We start from the raw sequence: 15,358 nt of genomic DNA, 5'->3' as shown, positions 1-15,358 counted from the left end.
CACCGTCGGGCGACTAAAGTCTATTCTCGATGGCTCTTACACTTCTCATTATTTCGTTGGTTGCGGCGGCACTCGCCGTGGTCTTGTTGATCCTCGCCGCGCGCCAAGACAAGCGCGCCGTGGAAGCCGCAGACTCCGCGACGTCCACGGAGAGCACAAACTCCGCAGAATCTGAGCGCTACAGCCAGCCGGTCCTCGAGGACCCGGAGGACAAGACGGACTACGACGTCGCGCCCGCCACCGACCCGGAGGCAGCTCCGGCGGCTTCCTTGACGGCCGAGCCCACGCCGGACGACGCGCCTACGTCCCCCTCGGACTCGACTGTGAGCCAGGCGCAGCGCGGCCCGGAACCGACCTGGGAGACGTTCCCCGCACAAGAGTCTGGAGAAACAGAGGAGCACGCGGAGCCATCGCGTAGCGACGCTTCCCAACCGGTCCAGCCGGCCCAGGCAACGCCGCGCCGGGCTGCGCGTTCGCGCAACCCGCTGTCGAGCCTGCACTTGCCGGGAACGATGAAGCGCTTGCGCCGCGAGTGGGCTGAGGAGCAGGGCTTTGATTTCGCGCCGACCGATTCCTACCTGGAGGACGAATGGTTCCGCGGCGCCGCCTCCACGGGCGCGACGCCCAAGGACATTGTGTCCGGTTCCGCGTACGGCCACGAGATGCTGGTGATGGATCTCGGCGGCGTCAACGTCATGGCCATGCGTACCGGCGCCGCTACGGACGAGGTGGTGGATTTCCGCCGCGCCGAGCTGGAGGCCGAGCTCCCCTCTGAGGATCTCCTTCAGGCGGTGGAGGTGGCCGGGTTCACGGCTTTCGCCACCGATGTGGCGGTGGCGCAGCGCATGGTGGACGTGCGCGTCGAGACCGCGTTGGAGGACATGCCCGCCGAGGTCACCGCGGTGTGGATTGAGTCCGACTGGGTGCTGGCGCAGTACGAACAGCACTCCCGCCCGCACCACTGGGAGGCCACCCGGGCACCGTTGGCCATGCTTGCCGACGCCTCGCGTGTGTTACCGCCGCGGTCTTCCGCGGCGCAGGCCTTGCGGTTTGAGGACGCCGACCCCTCCCGCGACATGCCCGCCAAGGCCCCGGCGGCAGCGGTCGGCCTGCGTGTCGTGGGTGGCACCGAGTCCCGTGCCGCCGATAGCGCTACCGGCACAGCCGGCGCCGACAGTGCCGACAGTACTGACGGCGCGGACACCCCGCCGGTTAAACGACCGGATGAGCCCTCGGTGCTGCCGAGCCGCAAGGTTCCCGTGGCCCACGGTGAGATGGAGCAGCGTCCGCTGGGCGGCGACGAGGTGGACGCCATCGCGGACGGCAACGAGCGCCCGCAAGTGGATGACTCCACCCCGCGTGTGCCGCGCAACCTGACTAAGAGGTCCACCATCTTCGACGACCTCATCGAGCGCTACGGTGACATCATGAGCTTCGATTTCGACGACGAAGCCGGGGACTCCACGCCCCACCAGTCCTCACAGAAGAACCCGAACGAAGGGAATAAGCAGTAATGAGCACTCACGCACACCTCAATGAAGAGATGCTGGCGCGCTTGGCGGAACTGGTCAAGGAGCTGGCCGTCGTCCACGGCAAGGTGACCTTGTCCTCGGGCAAAGAGGCGGACTACTACGTGGATCTGCGCCGCGCCACGCTGCATCACGAGGCCAGCCCGCTGATTGGCCAGCTCCTGCGCGAGCTGACAGCGGACTGGGACTTCGCGGCCGTGGGTGGCCTGACCCTGGGCGCGGACCCGGTGGCCACCTCCGTCATGCATTCCGACGGCCGCGCTATCGACGCCTTCGTCGTGCGCAAGGAGGCCAAGAAGCACGGCATGCAGCGCCGCATCGAGGGCGCCGATGTGGTGGGCAAGCGCGTGTTGGTGGTTGAGGACACCACCACCACGGGCAACTCGCCGCTCACCGCGGTGGCCGCGTTGCGCGAGGCCGGGGCTGAGGTCGTGGGTGTGGCTACCGTCGTGGACCGCGCCACCGGCGCCGCCGACGTGATCGCCGCCGAGGGTCTCGAGTACCGCTACCTGCTGGGCCTGGAGGATCTTGGACTTGCCTAAGCAACCGAGCTCACCCGATCCCGCTGCGGCCGTGCCCGGCCCCACAGAGTGGGGAGAGGGGCGCCACGGCGTGGGTCCGTGGGCAGAAGAACACCCCGGCGAGCCGCTGCCGGCCGATGAACGCTTGGACCCGGTCCTGCTTGCCGAGGGCGACCGCCGCAACGTGGTCGATGCCTACCGCTATTGGAAGCGCGAGGCCATCGTCGCGGACATCGACTCCCGCCGCCACCAGCTACACATCGCGATCGAGAACTTCGACAACGACGCGAACATCGGCACCGTCGTGCGCACCGCTAACGCTTTTGCTGTGGACACCGTGCACATCGTGGGCCGGCGCCGGTGGAACCGCCGCGGCGCCATGGTGACCGATAGGTATCAGCACCTGCGCCACCATGAGGACGTCGGCAAGCTCCTCGCCTGGGCTACGGAGAACGACCTGACGGTGGTGGCCATCGACAACACCCCGGGGTCTGTGCCCCTGGAGACCGCAAAGCTGCCGCGGCGTTGCCTGTTGTTGTTCGGCCAGGAAGGCCCCGGCGTCACCGCCGCGGCCCAGGAGGCGGCGACGATGACATGTTCCATCGCCCAATTCGGCTCCACCCGGTCGATCAACGCCGGGGTGGCAGCGGGCATCGCCATGCACGCCTGGATCAGACAGCACGCCGATTTTACGTACGCGTGGTAGGCAACTTCAGTAGGATCGCACAGGTGCAAGGTACAACGAGCCAGTATTGGTGGTGATCGATCGTGGAAGAGATGTGGGCGCATCGCGCCGAACTCGCTGAGACTGCGATTAATGATCGGCATGCCTCCCGCCTGTGGGGCATCCCCGGCACGAATATTGCCGTGGTGAGCTGGCCTCCCACCACCAAGGAGCGCCTGTTGGTGCACTGGCACTACTGGTGGCAGGCGCATTACCTGGACTGCCTCGTGGACGCTGCGTTGCGCAAGTCCACCAAATACCGCCGCCAGATGATCGCGCGCACGCAGCGCGGCATTGCCATCCGCCAGCTGGGCAAGCTGAAGAACAACAAGTACTACGACGACAAGGCCTGGTTGGCGCTCGCCATGGATCGCGCCGCGAAGCTGAAGAAGGTGCCGCGCGCCAAACAGCTGGCCACACTCCAAGCCAACATCGCGGAGGGGGCCGACGAGGTCACGGGCGTTTTTCCGTGGCGCGTGGGGGAGACGTTCTTCAACGTCCCCTCCAACGGTCCGGTGGCCATCATGCAGGCCCGCCGCGGCGAGCTGGAGAGCGCGATTCACATCGTGGACTGGATCTATGATCATCTCGTCAACGACGAAGGCCTCATCATGGACGGCCAGCGCATGCGGATGCACGGCCCGGAGATTGTGCGGGACATTCACCCGTATTGCCAGGGCGTGGTCTTAGGCGCTTGCCTGGAGATCGCGCTCGAGCTGCGCCGCCGCGCGGGCATGGGTGCGGACGAGAAGATCGAGTCGGTGCAGGACGCGGAACGCCTGGATGAGTCGATGCGCTACATCACGCGCATCCGCGGACTGGTGCACGCGGTGGCCACGCACTTGGCCACGCCCGCGGGCGTTATTGACTGGGACACCGGTGACGGTGATGGCGGCTTGTTCAAGGGCATCCTGGCTCGCTACCTTGCTGACGTGGCGGTGCACCTGCCTGATGATTCCCCGGCCAACCGCGCCACCCGAAAGCTGGCCGCGCGTATGGTTCTGGCTAGCGCGGAGTCGGTGTGGAGCCACCGCTTGGAGGTGGATGGCCTACCAGTCTTCGCCACGGACTGGACCAGTGACGCCTGCTTGCCGCACTCCTACGGCCTCGGCCCGGCAACGCTGGGGGAGAAGGTCGGTATCATCCGCATCGCCGAGCGTGATCTTTCGGTGCAGCTGTCTGGGTGGATGCTCATTGAGTCGGCAGCGCGAGTTGCCCGCGACAAGTAGTCCTAGAAATAAAGCAGCCACTCTTCCTGAGGATCCGCGCCTTAGCGCGGGTCCTTTTTGTTGTTTAAAATGCCTCTACCTGTGGTGATGGGGATAAGTGGCCTGAAAGTCTTGAGTTATTCTTAGGATGAATCCTTCGCGAAAGCTGAGAGTTGGCCTTAAGTGCACTGCGGAAATCGGGCGCCGAAAGCAATTTGGGGGACGCGTCAACAAGGCTGCCAGCACTTTCGGCGCTTGGGTTCGGGGGAAAACTCTTTAAGGAAAAGTTGTGGGGGTGAGTCATTTCGCGATCCAAACATCCGAATTTCCGCTGTTCGCTAAGATTTCCTTATGAATTAACCCTGTCTGGGGGTGGTTTGGGCTAGTAAATTTATGCAAAATAATGGAAGTTATGCAACTCGGGGCTATTTCTAAAGGCTGGCTCAGAGTCCTTAGCTTTCAGACTCTATTGCCGGGCAAGGAAAACTTATTTGCCCACTTAGAAAGGTTCCTATCTGCGGTTTTTCAAGGTTGTTGACGTGACACATATCTGAGAATGGATAAGGTGTTGCTTAGCTGAAAACCGGTGAAATATGGTGAATATGCATCAAGCGAGCAGGTAAAACGCCTCCGTCCTCACGTGACGCAAACACGAAAACGAGGCACCAAACACCCCATCGAATCACTCCACTCTCACCCCAAGGCCGGTCACCATGCGCTCCATCTCCTTCACGTCAATCGTCTCTGCGGCACTCGCAGTGGCTGCCACCATCTCGCTCGGCAGTGTTAACGCCGCTGCATTCTCTTCCTCCGGCGGTGCTCGCCCAGTTTTTGACCCGTCCGAGTACGACACCGTGTCCACAACGACCACCACCAAGGCCACCTCCCCGGTCTCCGTCGCCATCGCTGACGCGACCAAGAGCCTGTCGGTGGCAGCCGATTCCATGCCGCTGTATTCCTCCCTTCCCGTAGATAAGCTGAGCAAGCTCTCTGGCGAAGACAACTACTCCGACTCCGCGTCCTGGTCCTTCCTGTCCTCCCCGGGCAAGGTTGTCCCGGGCGGCAAGATTGTGACGCAGGCAGGCAAGACGTGCTCCGTTGGCTACATTGTTGAGCAGGCCGGTGTGGACCACGTCCTTACTGCGGGGCATTGCGGCGAGGTGGGCACCACTTTCGGTTACCGTAACTCCGCGGGTACGTGGACCAAGCTGGGCAACATTGTGAAGTCTGTGAACACCGCCGACGAGGACTGGGCGCTCATCAAGCTGGAGACCACCAAGAACGTGCAGTCTGACCTGCCTGTAGATAACGTTTCTTTCTCCTCCCGCGTCATGGACGCCGATGAGGCTGCCAACGCCGATGCCATCTGCAAGCTTGGTCAGGTCTCTGGCCTGTCCTGCGGCAAGTTCAGCCACGTCGCCCCGTCGGGCCGCGTTGTCTTCTACGGCAAGGCCACCAACGGTGACTCCGGCGGAACCGTGTTCGCTGTGAAGGACGGCCAGCTGCACCCACTGGGTATCTTGGAAGGCGGCTACAGCAGCTCCGCCACCCTGGCCGTGCAGCCTCTGGACCGTATCCAGAACCAGACCGGCGCCAGCATTTAGAGCTAGGTCGCGGCCCGCCACTGGCGGGCAACGTCCCCCATTGACCAAGTCCCCACACTCACCGTCCTTGACCGGCCGCGGCGGGAGTGGGGGCTTTCCTATTTCGCTTGTCGACGTGGTGCGAAACTCCGCACCACGAGTCCCCCCCATGTGGTAAATTCCACGCCCCGCGTTGTCCATTTCCAGGCATACTAGGGGGTGCGAATACCGCGCCCTACTTACTTGAGCATCGGAAGGATTCACATGCCTATTGCAACCCCTGAGGTCTACAACGCCATGCTGGATACCGCGAAGAAGAACGGCTTCGCGTTCCCGGCCATCAACTGCACCTCCTCTGAAACCATCAACGCCGCACTGAAAGGCTTTGCTGAGGCTGAGTCCGATGGCATCATCCAGTTCTCCACGGGCGGTGCGGAGTTCGGTTCCGGCCTGGCTGTGAAGAATAAGGTGGCCGGCGCGCAGGCTCTGGCGGCCTTCGCGCACGAGGCTGCGAAGCACTACGGCATTAACGTTGCGCTGCACACCGACCACTGCCAGAAGGAAGTCCTGGATGACTACGTGCGCCCGTTGATGGCTATCTCCCAGGAGCGCGTGGACCGCGGAGAGCTGCCGCTGTTCCAGTCCCACATGTGGGATGGCTCGGCCATCGAGATTGACGAGAACTTGGAGATCGCTCAGGAGTTGCTGGCCAAGGCGAAGGCCGCGAACATCATCCTCGAGGTCGAGATCGGCGTCGTCGGCGGCGAGGAGGACGGCGTGGAGGCCAAGGCCGGCGCCAACCTTTACACCACCCCTGCTGACTTCGAGAAGACCATCGACGCCCTGGGTACTGGTGAGCACGGCCGTTACCTGCTGGCCGCTACCTTCGGTAACGTGCACGGCGTATACAAGCCGGGCAATGTGAAGCTGCGTCCGGAGGTTCTCCTGGAGGGCCAGAAGGTTGCTCGTGAGAAGCTGGGGCTTGCCGACGACGCGCTGGCCTTCGACTTCGTCTTCCACGGCGGCTCCGGCTCCGAGAAGGAGAAGATTGAGGAGGCCCTGCGTTACGGCGTCATCAAGATGAACGTGGACACCGATACCCAGTACGCCTTCACCCGCCCGGTGGTTTCCCACATGTTTGAAAACTACAACGGCGTCCTCAAGGTCGACGGCGAGGTGGGCAACAAGAAGGTCTATGACCCACGCTCCTACATGAAGAAGGCGGAGCAGTCCATGTCCGAGCGCGTCATCGAGGCATGCCAGGATCTGCACTCCGTGGGCAAGTCTGTATCTAAGTAACCCACCACCCACGCCGCGCCCCACCGCGCGGCGAACGAACCCAAGGGGCCTTCGGGCCCCCTTTTTTGATCCCGTTACAGGGGCACGAATTTTGGGAACAACACCACAGTCAAGAAATAATGGAAATCAAGGCAGATGCCTAGGAACAAAACTCGGGGCACTTCATGGTGAGAAGCCGGCTGGTGATACCTACATTGAGCACCAGGGTGACAACAACATTCAGGTGACTGAGGGTGCTGCTGGTGCAGATGCTGGTGTGTTGGCTAATAATGTTGCGTCGGTGCTGGGTCTGGTTGGGTTGGCGTTTGCGCTGATGTTGCTGGGTGCGGTGTTGGTGTTGCGTCGCCGCGGCGCCTAGTTGCTGATGGTTGGTGTGTGATGTCTGCAGGTTGCAGCTGGTAGGTACGCAATGACCAGACAGTGAAAGGGGGGCTGCTTTCCCTGAGAGGGGAGGCAGGCCCCTCTTTTGTTGTGTTGTGGCTGTGGCGGTGGCCATGTCCGGGTTGGGACTATTGTTGGGGGCATGGCAAAGGAAAAGCTCACGACGCGGCAGCGGTTGGTGGGGATTGATCGCTCGTTGCATGCGCGGTGGGAAAGATTGAGTAGCCGGTTTGTCTACATTGCACAGGCAACGGTGGGCGCTGGCTTCGCGTACTGGTTCGCCCGCGAGGTGGTTGGGCACCACCAGCCGTTCTTTGCGCCCATGTCTGTGGTCATCGTATTGGGCATGTCCGGCGGTGACCGCATGCGGCGCGCCATGGAGATGGCCATCGGTGGAGTGCTGGGAGTCGGCTTCGGCGAGTCGCTGGTGATGCTGCTCGGCAGCGGATCGTGGCAGATACCGGTGCTCATTGGGCTGGGGTTGATTATTAGCTCGCTGCTCACGCCGTCGGTGTTAGTGGCCAACCAGGTGGTGATCGGCGCAGTGCTCATCGCCACCATCCTGCCGCCGGGCGCCGAGGTCGGCGGCCCGGACCGCATGATTGATGCGCTTATCGGTTCCACCGTGGCGTTACTCGCGATCGCGCTCATTCCCTCGTCGCCACTGAAGGAGGCGCGCCGCGAAGTGCACAAGGTCTTAGGTGTTGCGTCGTCTGTTCTTCAGGACGTCGCCGAGGGCATGCGGAAGGGCGACGCAGCGGGCATCGCCGATGCCCGCAAGGCGGTGTCCGGAACGCAGTCGGACATCAACGCGATGTTGGCCGCCACCAAGTCCGGGCGGGAGGCCGCAGAGATCTCGCCGTTGATGTGGACGTCGCAACGCAACGTGCGCTCCTTGGAGCGCATCCTATTGCCGGTGGACAATTGCACCCGCAACGTACGCGTCATGGCGCGCAGAGCCCTAGTCCTTGTTGAGGACGGGGATTCGGTGTCCGAGGAACAGATTGCGATCATCGAGGAGCTGTCGGACATCGCGCACCGATTGGCAGATGTCTACGAAGTGAAAACCAAGCTCAACGAGGCGGAAGAAATTCCGGAGCTTGTACACGCGCTGCGGGAGCTGGGAGCGCGGGCCGGTACGGACGTGGTCGAGGGCCACGAGATTTTGTCGGCATATTCCATCTTGGCGCAGTCGCGGTCCATCATTGTTGACTTGTTAATGGTGTGCGGCATGTCCCGCGAATCTGCGGTGGCCACGCTGCGGCCGACATCCACCACGCCGGCCTATCCGCCGGAAGTGTGGGAAGAAGAGGCTTAGTCGTGTGTGAGGCGCTCGCGTTAGGCGGGGCGCACGGCCTGTAGGTCGCGCAGGTGGCGGTAGAACGTCACGCGGTTGACGGGGCGCTTGGCGGGAACACCGTCGACGTTGACGAGGATGCTGTCGCCGCCGGCCTGGACTGCGCGGCCGGTGAGCAGCGTGTCCGGGTTGGGTCGGTGCTTTGGCTTGCTCTTTAAGAAGGGGCGCAGGATCTGCTTCAGCAGGGTTGGGCGGTATTCCTCGAGGGTGACCGCGGCGACGCCGGGGGCGTCTAGCATGGGGGCGAGGCGGGCGCCAAAGGTGCAGTCACCACGGCTGAGGACGGCGTCGTCGACGATGATCTCGCCGTAGAAGTGGCGCTCCTCGGCGTCCTCGATGGTGGCGGAACCGGCGACAGCAATGCCCGCATCCGTGCGCAGGGTAGGGGTGGGTTGTGCGGCTCCCCGAATGGCTAGATCCCACGCAGCGTCGGGTTCTTCCGGGATGCCCCAGCTGCGGGCCGCGTGGGAACGCGGTTCGGTCGGAAGGTAAGCGAGTTCGGCCCACAGGTAATCGCCACGCATCATGCGCGTCATCACGGCGGAGAGGGCAGCGTCGTCGCCGACGACGATAAATCGCAAGGGCTCCTGCGGCTTTTGCGGGGCGGGGGCGGGCGAACCCATGTGCTCCACGTCGGGCCGGGCAGCGATCTCGTCGAGAGATGGGGTGGTGTCCACCGGGAGGATGTACTTCGCGGCATCGTCAAGCACCGCGAGGTCCTTTCGCTTCGGGAGCGCGGGGAGTTCGTGGTAGGCGACGTTGAAGTCGGAAGTGTCCAAGCGTTGACGAGTGCCGGCATCGAGTGCCGTTACGGCATCGTCGCCGCACAGGAGGACCAAGATGTGCATCGTGTCGCTGTCTTTCGGCTTAATAAGCTGCTGGGTACAGGGGCCAGATATTGATTATCGCAGCGTTCTCTGAGGAAAACTAATCGGAACAAAGAATTTCTTATAGATTGCATGAACTGCAGTTTTCTGAAAAATTAACCTCTTGACAGGTTGTTTCACGTTTTAATGTAGTGCACGTCAACTAAATTTCGCAATAGGTGAACATAAACTTAGTTTTCTATGCCATTCATTCCGTTTTTCCTAGTCAGTGGGGGTTTCCGCACCTAGATTAACTCTTGTTGCTCCTGGTGTTTGGATGCAAGGGGCGAACGTGTCGATTTCCACCGGCCGAACTCGCGCGAACCATGCCGCGCAGACGGGGCAGGGCGTGCGCGGGAGGATCGGGGCAGTCGGGGTAGTAGTATGGGTGCGTAAACATGCCCAGTGGCAGGCCCGGATGTTTAAGGGGCCAGGAAGAGAACTGCAACCGTGACCGCAATCGTGATCGTTGGCGCCCAGTGGGGCGATGAAGGCAAAGGCAAAGCAACAGACATCCTGGGCGGCCAGGTGGACTACGTGGTGAAGCCTAACGGCGGCAACAACGCCGGCCATACCGTCGTCGTCGGCGGCGAGAAGTACGAGCTCAAGTTGCTGCCCGCCGGCGTGCTCTCGGAGACCGCCACGCCCATCCTGGGCAACGGTGCAGTGATCAACCTCGAGGCTCTCTTCGAGGAAGTCGACGGCCTCGTCGCCCGCGGCGCGGACGCCTCACGCCTGAAAATTTCCGCCAACGCGCACCTGGTGGCGCCGTACCACCAGACCCTGGACCGCGTGCAGGAGCGTTTCCTGGGCAAGCGCGCCATCGGCACTACCGGTCGCGGCATCGGCCCGACCTACGCGGACAAGGTGGCGCGCGTGGGCCTGCGTGTGCAAGACATCTTCGATGAGTCCATCCTGCGCCAGAAGATCGAGTCCGCGCTGGACGTGAAGAACCAGATGCTGGTCAAGATGTACAACCGCAAAGCCATCGTCGCTGACGAGATGGTGGACTACTTCCTGTCCTATCGGGATCGCCTGGAGCCCATGGTGATTAATGCGGAGTACGAGCTCAACAAGGCACTCGATGAGGGCAAGCGCGTCCTCATGGAGGGCGGCCAGGCCACCATGCTCGACGTCGACCACGGCACCTACCCCTTCGTGACGTCGTCTAACCCGACCGCGGGCGGCGCCTGCGTGGGCTCCGGCATTGGGCCGACGCGTATCGACGTCTCGTTGGGCATCATCAAGGCCTACACCACCCGCGTGGGCGCGGGCCCGTTCCCCACGGAGCTCTTTGACAAATGGGGTGAGTACCTGCAGACCACCGGCGGCGAGATCGGCGTGAACACCGGGCGCAAACGCCGCTGCGGCTGGTACGACTCCGTTATCGCGCGGTACGCCACCCGCGTCAACGGTTTCACCGATTACTTCCTCACCAAGCTCGACGTGCTCACCGGCATTGGGGAGATCCCCATCTGTGTGGCCTACGACGTGGACGGCAAGCGATGTGATGAGATGCCGATGACCCAGTCCGATTTCCACCACGCCGAGCCCATCTTCGAGACCATGCCCGCGTGGGAAGAAGACATCTCCGGCTGCCGCACCTTTGAGGAACTCCCGCAGAAGGCCCAGGACTACGTGCTGCGCTTGGAGGAACTGTCCGGTTGCCGCATGTCGTACATCGGTGTGGGCCCGGGCCGCGACCAGACTATCGTGCGACACGACGTCCTGGCGGGCTAACCGCCTCCAGCAACGAGAGAGAGTAACGCTTTGACTGACATCTCCACCGTGAAGTCCACAGTGCCCACCATCGGCACCCCGCTGACCCCGAACGCAACTAAGGTGTTGTTACTGGGAGCGGGCGAGTTGGGCCGCGACCTCGCCGTGGCGTTCCAGAATCTCGGCCTTGAGGTGCACGCGGTGGACCGCTACGAGGGTGCCCCGGCGTTGCAGATCGCGCACCGCGCCTACATCGCGGACATCAATGATGACGCGGCGGTACTCAAGCTGGCGGAAGAGATTCGGCCACACTTCGTCGTACCCGAAGTGGAGACAGTCGCGGTGGGGGCATTGCGGACCCTAGAGGAACAGACGTCCGCCGTGGTTGTGCCCACCGCGCACGCGTGCGAGACCACGAAGGATCGCGAGTCCACCCGCGCCGTAGCGTCGGACAAGTTGGGCTTGCCGACGACCGCGTACAAGTTTGCCCATTCCGTCGACGAGCTGCGCGAGGCGGTTGCTGAGCTGGGCTACCCGTGCGTGATTAAGCCTGATCAGTCCACCTCCGGCAAGGGGCACATGATCGTGCGCGACGAGTCTGACATCGAACTGGCATGGAACCGAGTACGCCGCATCGGCTCCGACGCGGAGCGGGTGACGGCGGAACGCTTCGTGGACTTCGACTTCGAGGTCACCATGCTGGTGGTGCGCTCCATCGACCCGGCCACCGGGGAGTTGGCGACGTGGTTCTCCGAGCCCATCGGCCACCGCCACGACAACGGCGACCTCGTGGAGAGCTGGCAGCCGTTGGCCATGAATGAGCGTGCTCTGGATAACGCGCGCTCGGTCGCCGCGCGCATCACCAACGAGCTGGGCGGCCGCGGAGTCTACGGTGTCGAGCTCTTCGTGGCGGGGGAGGATGTGTACTTCTCGTCAGTGTCCCCGCGCCCGTCGGATGCCGGCATGTTGACCCACCATACACAGCGCTTCTCCGAGTTCGATCTGCACGCGCGCGCTATCTTGGGCTACCCCATCGACGTCACTCTGACCTCCCCGGGCGCGGCCGTGGTGCTGCATGCGGACGAGGAGATTGAGCAGGTGGGCTACACCGGCGTCGCCGAGGCGATGCGCTACGCGGAGACGGATGTCCGCCTATTCGGCAAGCCCGGCGCCTACGCCGGTCGTCGCATGGGCCTCGTGGTGGCCACGGCGGAGAACGTCGAGGAAGCCCGGGACCGCGCGGCGCTGGCCGCCTCGAGCATCGCGGTCGTCGACACGCAGTCTGCGGATCGAGCTACAGATCAAACCCCTGCGCGCGGGCAAGGCTAATGGTCTGATCGCGGCGGTCTTGTTCCCCGGCGAACTTGCCTAGGATTTGCCTCGTAAAGCTGTCCACGCGGCGGTTGGCGTCGCGCAGGTCGTAGTACGTGGTCATCTCGGCGTCGTAGTTCGCCAAGGCTGCCGTCCAGTTCTCCGGCTCGGCGTAGCCGTTTTCAAACACGCGCAGCTCCCGCGGCATCCGGGGTTTGAGCTGGGGTTCCTGGTTCGGGTATCCCAGGGTCATACCGACGACGGGGAACGTCAACGATGGAAGGTTCAAGGCGTCGATGAAAGCCTGGGCATCGTTATGCACATTGCCCAGGTAGTTCACGCCGAGCCCCAGAGACTCCGCGGCCACGCAGATGTTCTGCGCCATGAGGCAGGCATCCGTAAACCCGGCGATGAAGTTGCGGGGGTAGCCGGCCGGTTCTGTGGGGCGGCCCGCCTCCTCCAGAACCTTGGCCGCGCGATGTAGGTCCACGATGTAGAGCAGGTAGACGGGCGCGCGGCCCACGTATTCCTGATTTCCCACCTCGGCGAAGCGGCGCTGCAGCTCCCGATCGGTGACGTGGATGATGGACGCGCCCTGCATGCCGAGTGAGGAGGGGGTGCGCATCACGACGTCGAAAAGCTGCTCCAGGACCTCGTGCGGTACCGCCTCGTCGGTAAATTCCCGGATGGTGCGGTGGTTGAGTTGGGTGGAGATGGTGTCGTTCATGGTCATTTCTTTCGCTACTTCGCACGTTGTGGGCGCAGGAACATGGGCTGGTGGGGCTGGTTCTCTTCCTCGAACATCGCGCCGCTGGGAATGAAGCCGAACTTCTTGTAATAGGGCACGAGCGGGGCCTGCGCGGTGAGATAGAGGGCGCGGTCCGGGTGCTGCTCGCGGCAGCGTTCAATGGCGTGCTCGAGGAGGTAGGCCGCCGCCCCGGTGCCGCGGTAATCGGGCGCGAAGCAGTAGCGGCCGAGCTGCGAGACGACCTCCGAGGCACTCACCGTGGTCGTGCCGGAGACCACCGGCGGCAGCGCCAGCGAGGAGGGGAATAGGCGCAGCGTGCCCGCCAGGCGGGTGGCGGCTTTGCCGTCGGCGTTGTCGGCCGCGGGGGAGTCCTCCCACAACAGGAACTGGGTGGTGGACGAGGCGGCGTCGACGTCATCGATTTCGGCGTAGGGGACTTGCTGCTCATGCACGAAGACGTCCACGCGCAGCTTGTACAGCGCGTGGACGTCGAGTGGAGAAAGGTCCGCCAGGGTGGCTTCCTGAATGCGATAGGTCATGCCACCACTGTAATCACGAGGCGGCGGGTTAGTCCTGTGGGCCGGCGTGACGGACCATGTCGTCCCACTCCACGATCTTGACGCGCTCGCGCTCGTGCGGTTCGCCCGCGGCGCGCTCCGCGGCATCCAGACGGTGCCAGCCTTCCCAGGTGGTCACCTTGATGTCGCGGGAGGCCAGCAGATCCAGGATGTCCTGCGGATCGCGCTTGGTGGCCTCGGCGAGCTTGCCCGCCTTGAAGTCCTCCAGCAGCATGCCGGTGGTGTCCTTGGCATCGGACTTGGTGTTGCCGATAAGCCCCACCGGGCCGCGCTTGATCCAGCCGGTGGCGTACAGGCCCTGGATGGGTTCGCCCTCGCCGGTGGCGTCGGAGTCGAGCACACGGCCGCCGTCGTTGGGGATGACCGCCGCGCGGTCGTCGTAAGGCACGCCGTCCACGGACTGCGGGTGGTAGCCCACCGCGCGGTAGACCGCCTGCACGTCCCAGTCGGTGAACTTGCCGGTACCCGTCACGCCGCCGTTGCCGTCCAGCTCGGTGCGCTCGGTGCGGATGCCGGTGACCTTGCCGTCCTCGCCGAGGATCTCGGTGGGGGACTCGAAGAAATGGATGTAGAGCTTGTGCGGGGCATCCTGCGGCTCGCGCATGGCGTAACCCTCCAGGGTCTGGCACACCAAGTCGGTGGCCTTGGCATCGCGACGCGCCTGCTCGCTGGCGGCGTCATAGTCGATGTCCTCCGGGTTGACGATGACCTCAATGGTCGGGGACTCGTCCAGCTCCTTGAGCTCCTTCGGAGTGTACTTCGCCTGCGCCGGGCCGCGGCGGCCGAAGACGTGAATCTCCTTCGCGCGGTTGCCCTTGAGGGTCTGGTACACGTTGTCCGGGATCTCGGTGACCAGCAGCTCGTCCGCGGTCTTGGCCAGGATGCGGGAGACGTCCAAGGACACGTTGCCCACGCCGATGACCGCGACCTTCTCCGCGGACAGGTCCCAGTCGCGCTTGAAGTTCGGGTTGCCGTCGTAAAAGCCCACGAACTCTGCGGCGCCGAAGTTGCCGTACAGATCCGACCCCGGCAGGTCCAGTACCTTATCCGCGGTGGAGCCGGTGGCGAAGATAATGGCGTCGTAGTACTCCTTCATCTCTTCCACGGTGATGTCGCGGCCGATCTCGATGTTGCCCAGGAAGCGGATCTCTTCCTTCTCCATCACGTTATGCAGGGACTGCACGATACCCTTGATGCGTGGGTGATCCGGTGCGACGCCGTAGCGGATGAGGCCGAAGGGGGTCGGCATCTTCTCAAACAGGTCAATCTGAACATCGACGTCAGACTTGACCAGGAGATCGGAGGCATAAATACCGGCCGGACCGGATCCAACAACTGCAACGCGCAACGGTGCATTCATAGAAGAATAAGTCCTTTACAACTTGAAGATCGGGGGCAGTGTCAAAAATTAAAAGGCAATTAAGCCCGTAAATATAGTGGGAAAATGTAGACAGTGTCGATTTTCATTCTACGCAGGGACAAAAACCCTCAGCGAATAGCATGAAAGTCGCGCTAAAGTGGAGGTGTTTCCATC

The 15,358-nt window shown here is 63.1% G+C and carries 14 protein-coding genes; 10 read left to right on the top strand and 4 right to left on the bottom strand.

Going from position 1 to position 15,358, the window contains the following annotated elements:
* Positions 1-29: 29 nt before the first annotated feature.
* The 8 genes from H0194_RS04345 to H0194_RS04315 all read left to right on the top strand — a co-directional run bounded on the left by H0194_RS04345 (position 30) and on the right by H0194_RS04315 (position 8,563).
* Positions 30-1,514: a hypothetical protein gene (locus H0194_RS04345; RefSeq protein ID WP_185176590.1), complete on the top strand. Its 1,485-nt coding sequence runs from the start codon at positions 30-32 to the stop codon at positions 1,512-1,514.
* A complete protein-coding gene (gene pyrE, locus H0194_RS04340) occupies positions 1,514-2,071 on the top strand; it encodes an orotate phosphoribosyltransferase (protein ID WP_185176589.1) in 558 nt (185 codons plus the stop codon). The genes H0194_RS04345 and pyrE overlap by 1 nt, the downstream gene beginning before the upstream one ends.
* Entirely contained in the window at positions 2,064-2,756 is a 693-nt protein-coding gene (locus H0194_RS04335) for a TrmH family RNA methyltransferase (protein ID WP_185176588.1), read from the top strand. Before pyrE ends, H0194_RS04335 begins: the two co-directional genes overlap by 8 nt.
* Before the next feature lie 62 nt (positions 2,757-2,818).
* Positions 2,819-4,003 carry a glycoside hydrolase family 76 protein gene (locus H0194_RS04330; RefSeq protein WP_185176587.1) on the top strand — a complete coding sequence of 395 codons (1,185 nt, stop codon included), beginning with the start codon at positions 2,819-2,821 and terminating at the stop codon, positions 4,001-4,003.
* A 692-nt stretch (positions 4,004-4,695) separates the two neighbouring features.
* Positions 4,696-5,586 (top strand): chymotrypsin family serine protease, encoded by an 891-nt coding sequence (locus H0194_RS04325; RefSeq protein ID WP_185176586.1) that lies wholly within the window; start codon positions 4,696-4,698, stop codon positions 5,584-5,586.
* Positions 5,587-5,829: 243 nt separating this feature from the next.
* On the top strand, positions 5,830-6,864 hold the full coding sequence (gene fbaA, locus H0194_RS04320; protein WP_185176585.1) for a class II fructose-bisphosphate aldolase: 1,035 nt from the start codon (positions 5,830-5,832) through the stop codon (positions 6,862-6,864).
* A 223-nt stretch (positions 6,865-7,087) separates the two neighbouring features.
* On the top strand, positions 7,088-7,222 hold the full coding sequence (locus tag H0194_RS11060; protein WP_281382573.1) for a hypothetical protein: 135 nt from the start codon (positions 7,088-7,090) through the stop codon (positions 7,220-7,222).
* 165 nt (positions 7,223-7,387) lie between these two features.
* Entirely contained in the window at positions 7,388-8,563 is a 1,176-nt protein-coding gene (locus H0194_RS04315; protein ID WP_185176584.1) for an FUSC family protein, read from the top strand.
* 20 nt (positions 8,564-8,583) lie between these two features.
* Here the strand turns inward: H0194_RS04315 and H0194_RS04310 are convergent, their stop codons facing one another.
* Positions 8,584-9,450 (bottom strand): hypothetical protein, encoded by an 867-nt coding sequence (locus H0194_RS04310; protein ID WP_185176583.1) that lies wholly within the window; start codon positions 9,448-9,450, stop codon positions 8,584-8,586.
* 468 nt (positions 9,451-9,918) lie between these two features.
* Between H0194_RS04310 and H0194_RS04305 the strand changes: the two genes are divergently transcribed.
* Together H0194_RS04305 and purT are read left to right on the top strand one after the other, a co-directional pair.
* The gene (locus H0194_RS04305) at positions 9,919-11,208 is read left to right on the top strand and encodes an adenylosuccinate synthase (RefSeq protein WP_185176582.1); all 1,290 of its coding nucleotides are present in this window, start codon (positions 9,919-9,921) and stop codon (positions 11,206-11,208) included.
* A 39-nt stretch (positions 11,209-11,247) separates the two neighbouring features.
* Positions 11,248-12,516, top strand: coding sequence for a formate-dependent phosphoribosylglycinamide formyltransferase (gene purT, locus H0194_RS04300; RefSeq protein WP_425486460.1), 1,269 nt, complete (start codon positions 11,248-11,250; stop codon positions 12,514-12,516).
* Here the strand turns inward: purT and H0194_RS04295 are convergent.
* The 3 genes from H0194_RS04295 to H0194_RS04285 are packed head-to-tail and all read right to left on the bottom strand — an operon-like array spanning position 12,482 to position 15,184.
* Positions 12,482-13,225 (bottom strand): NADPH-dependent oxidoreductase, encoded by a 744-nt coding sequence (locus H0194_RS04295; RefSeq protein WP_185176884.1) that lies wholly within the window; start codon positions 13,223-13,225, stop codon positions 12,482-12,484. The two genes, purT and H0194_RS04295, sit on opposite strands and share 35 nt — an antisense overlap.
* Positions 13,226-13,239: 14 nt before the next feature.
* A complete protein-coding gene (locus H0194_RS04290) occupies positions 13,240-13,785 on the bottom strand; it encodes a GNAT family N-acetyltransferase (protein WP_185176581.1) in 546 nt (181 codons plus the stop codon).
* A gap of 28 nt (positions 13,786-13,813) precedes the next feature.
* Positions 13,814-15,184 (bottom strand): FAD-dependent oxidoreductase, encoded by a 1,371-nt coding sequence (locus tag H0194_RS04285; RefSeq protein ID WP_185176580.1) that lies wholly within the window; start codon positions 15,182-15,184, stop codon positions 13,814-13,816.
* Between the last annotated feature and the right edge of the window lie 174 nt (positions 15,185-15,358).

The sequence above is a fragment of the Corynebacterium incognita genome, assembly GCF_014217255.1.
GTDB lineage: Bacteria > Actinomycetota > Actinomycetes > Mycobacteriales > Mycobacteriaceae > Corynebacterium > Corynebacterium incognitum.
This window is presented reverse-complemented; position numbering and strand designations above follow the sequence as displayed.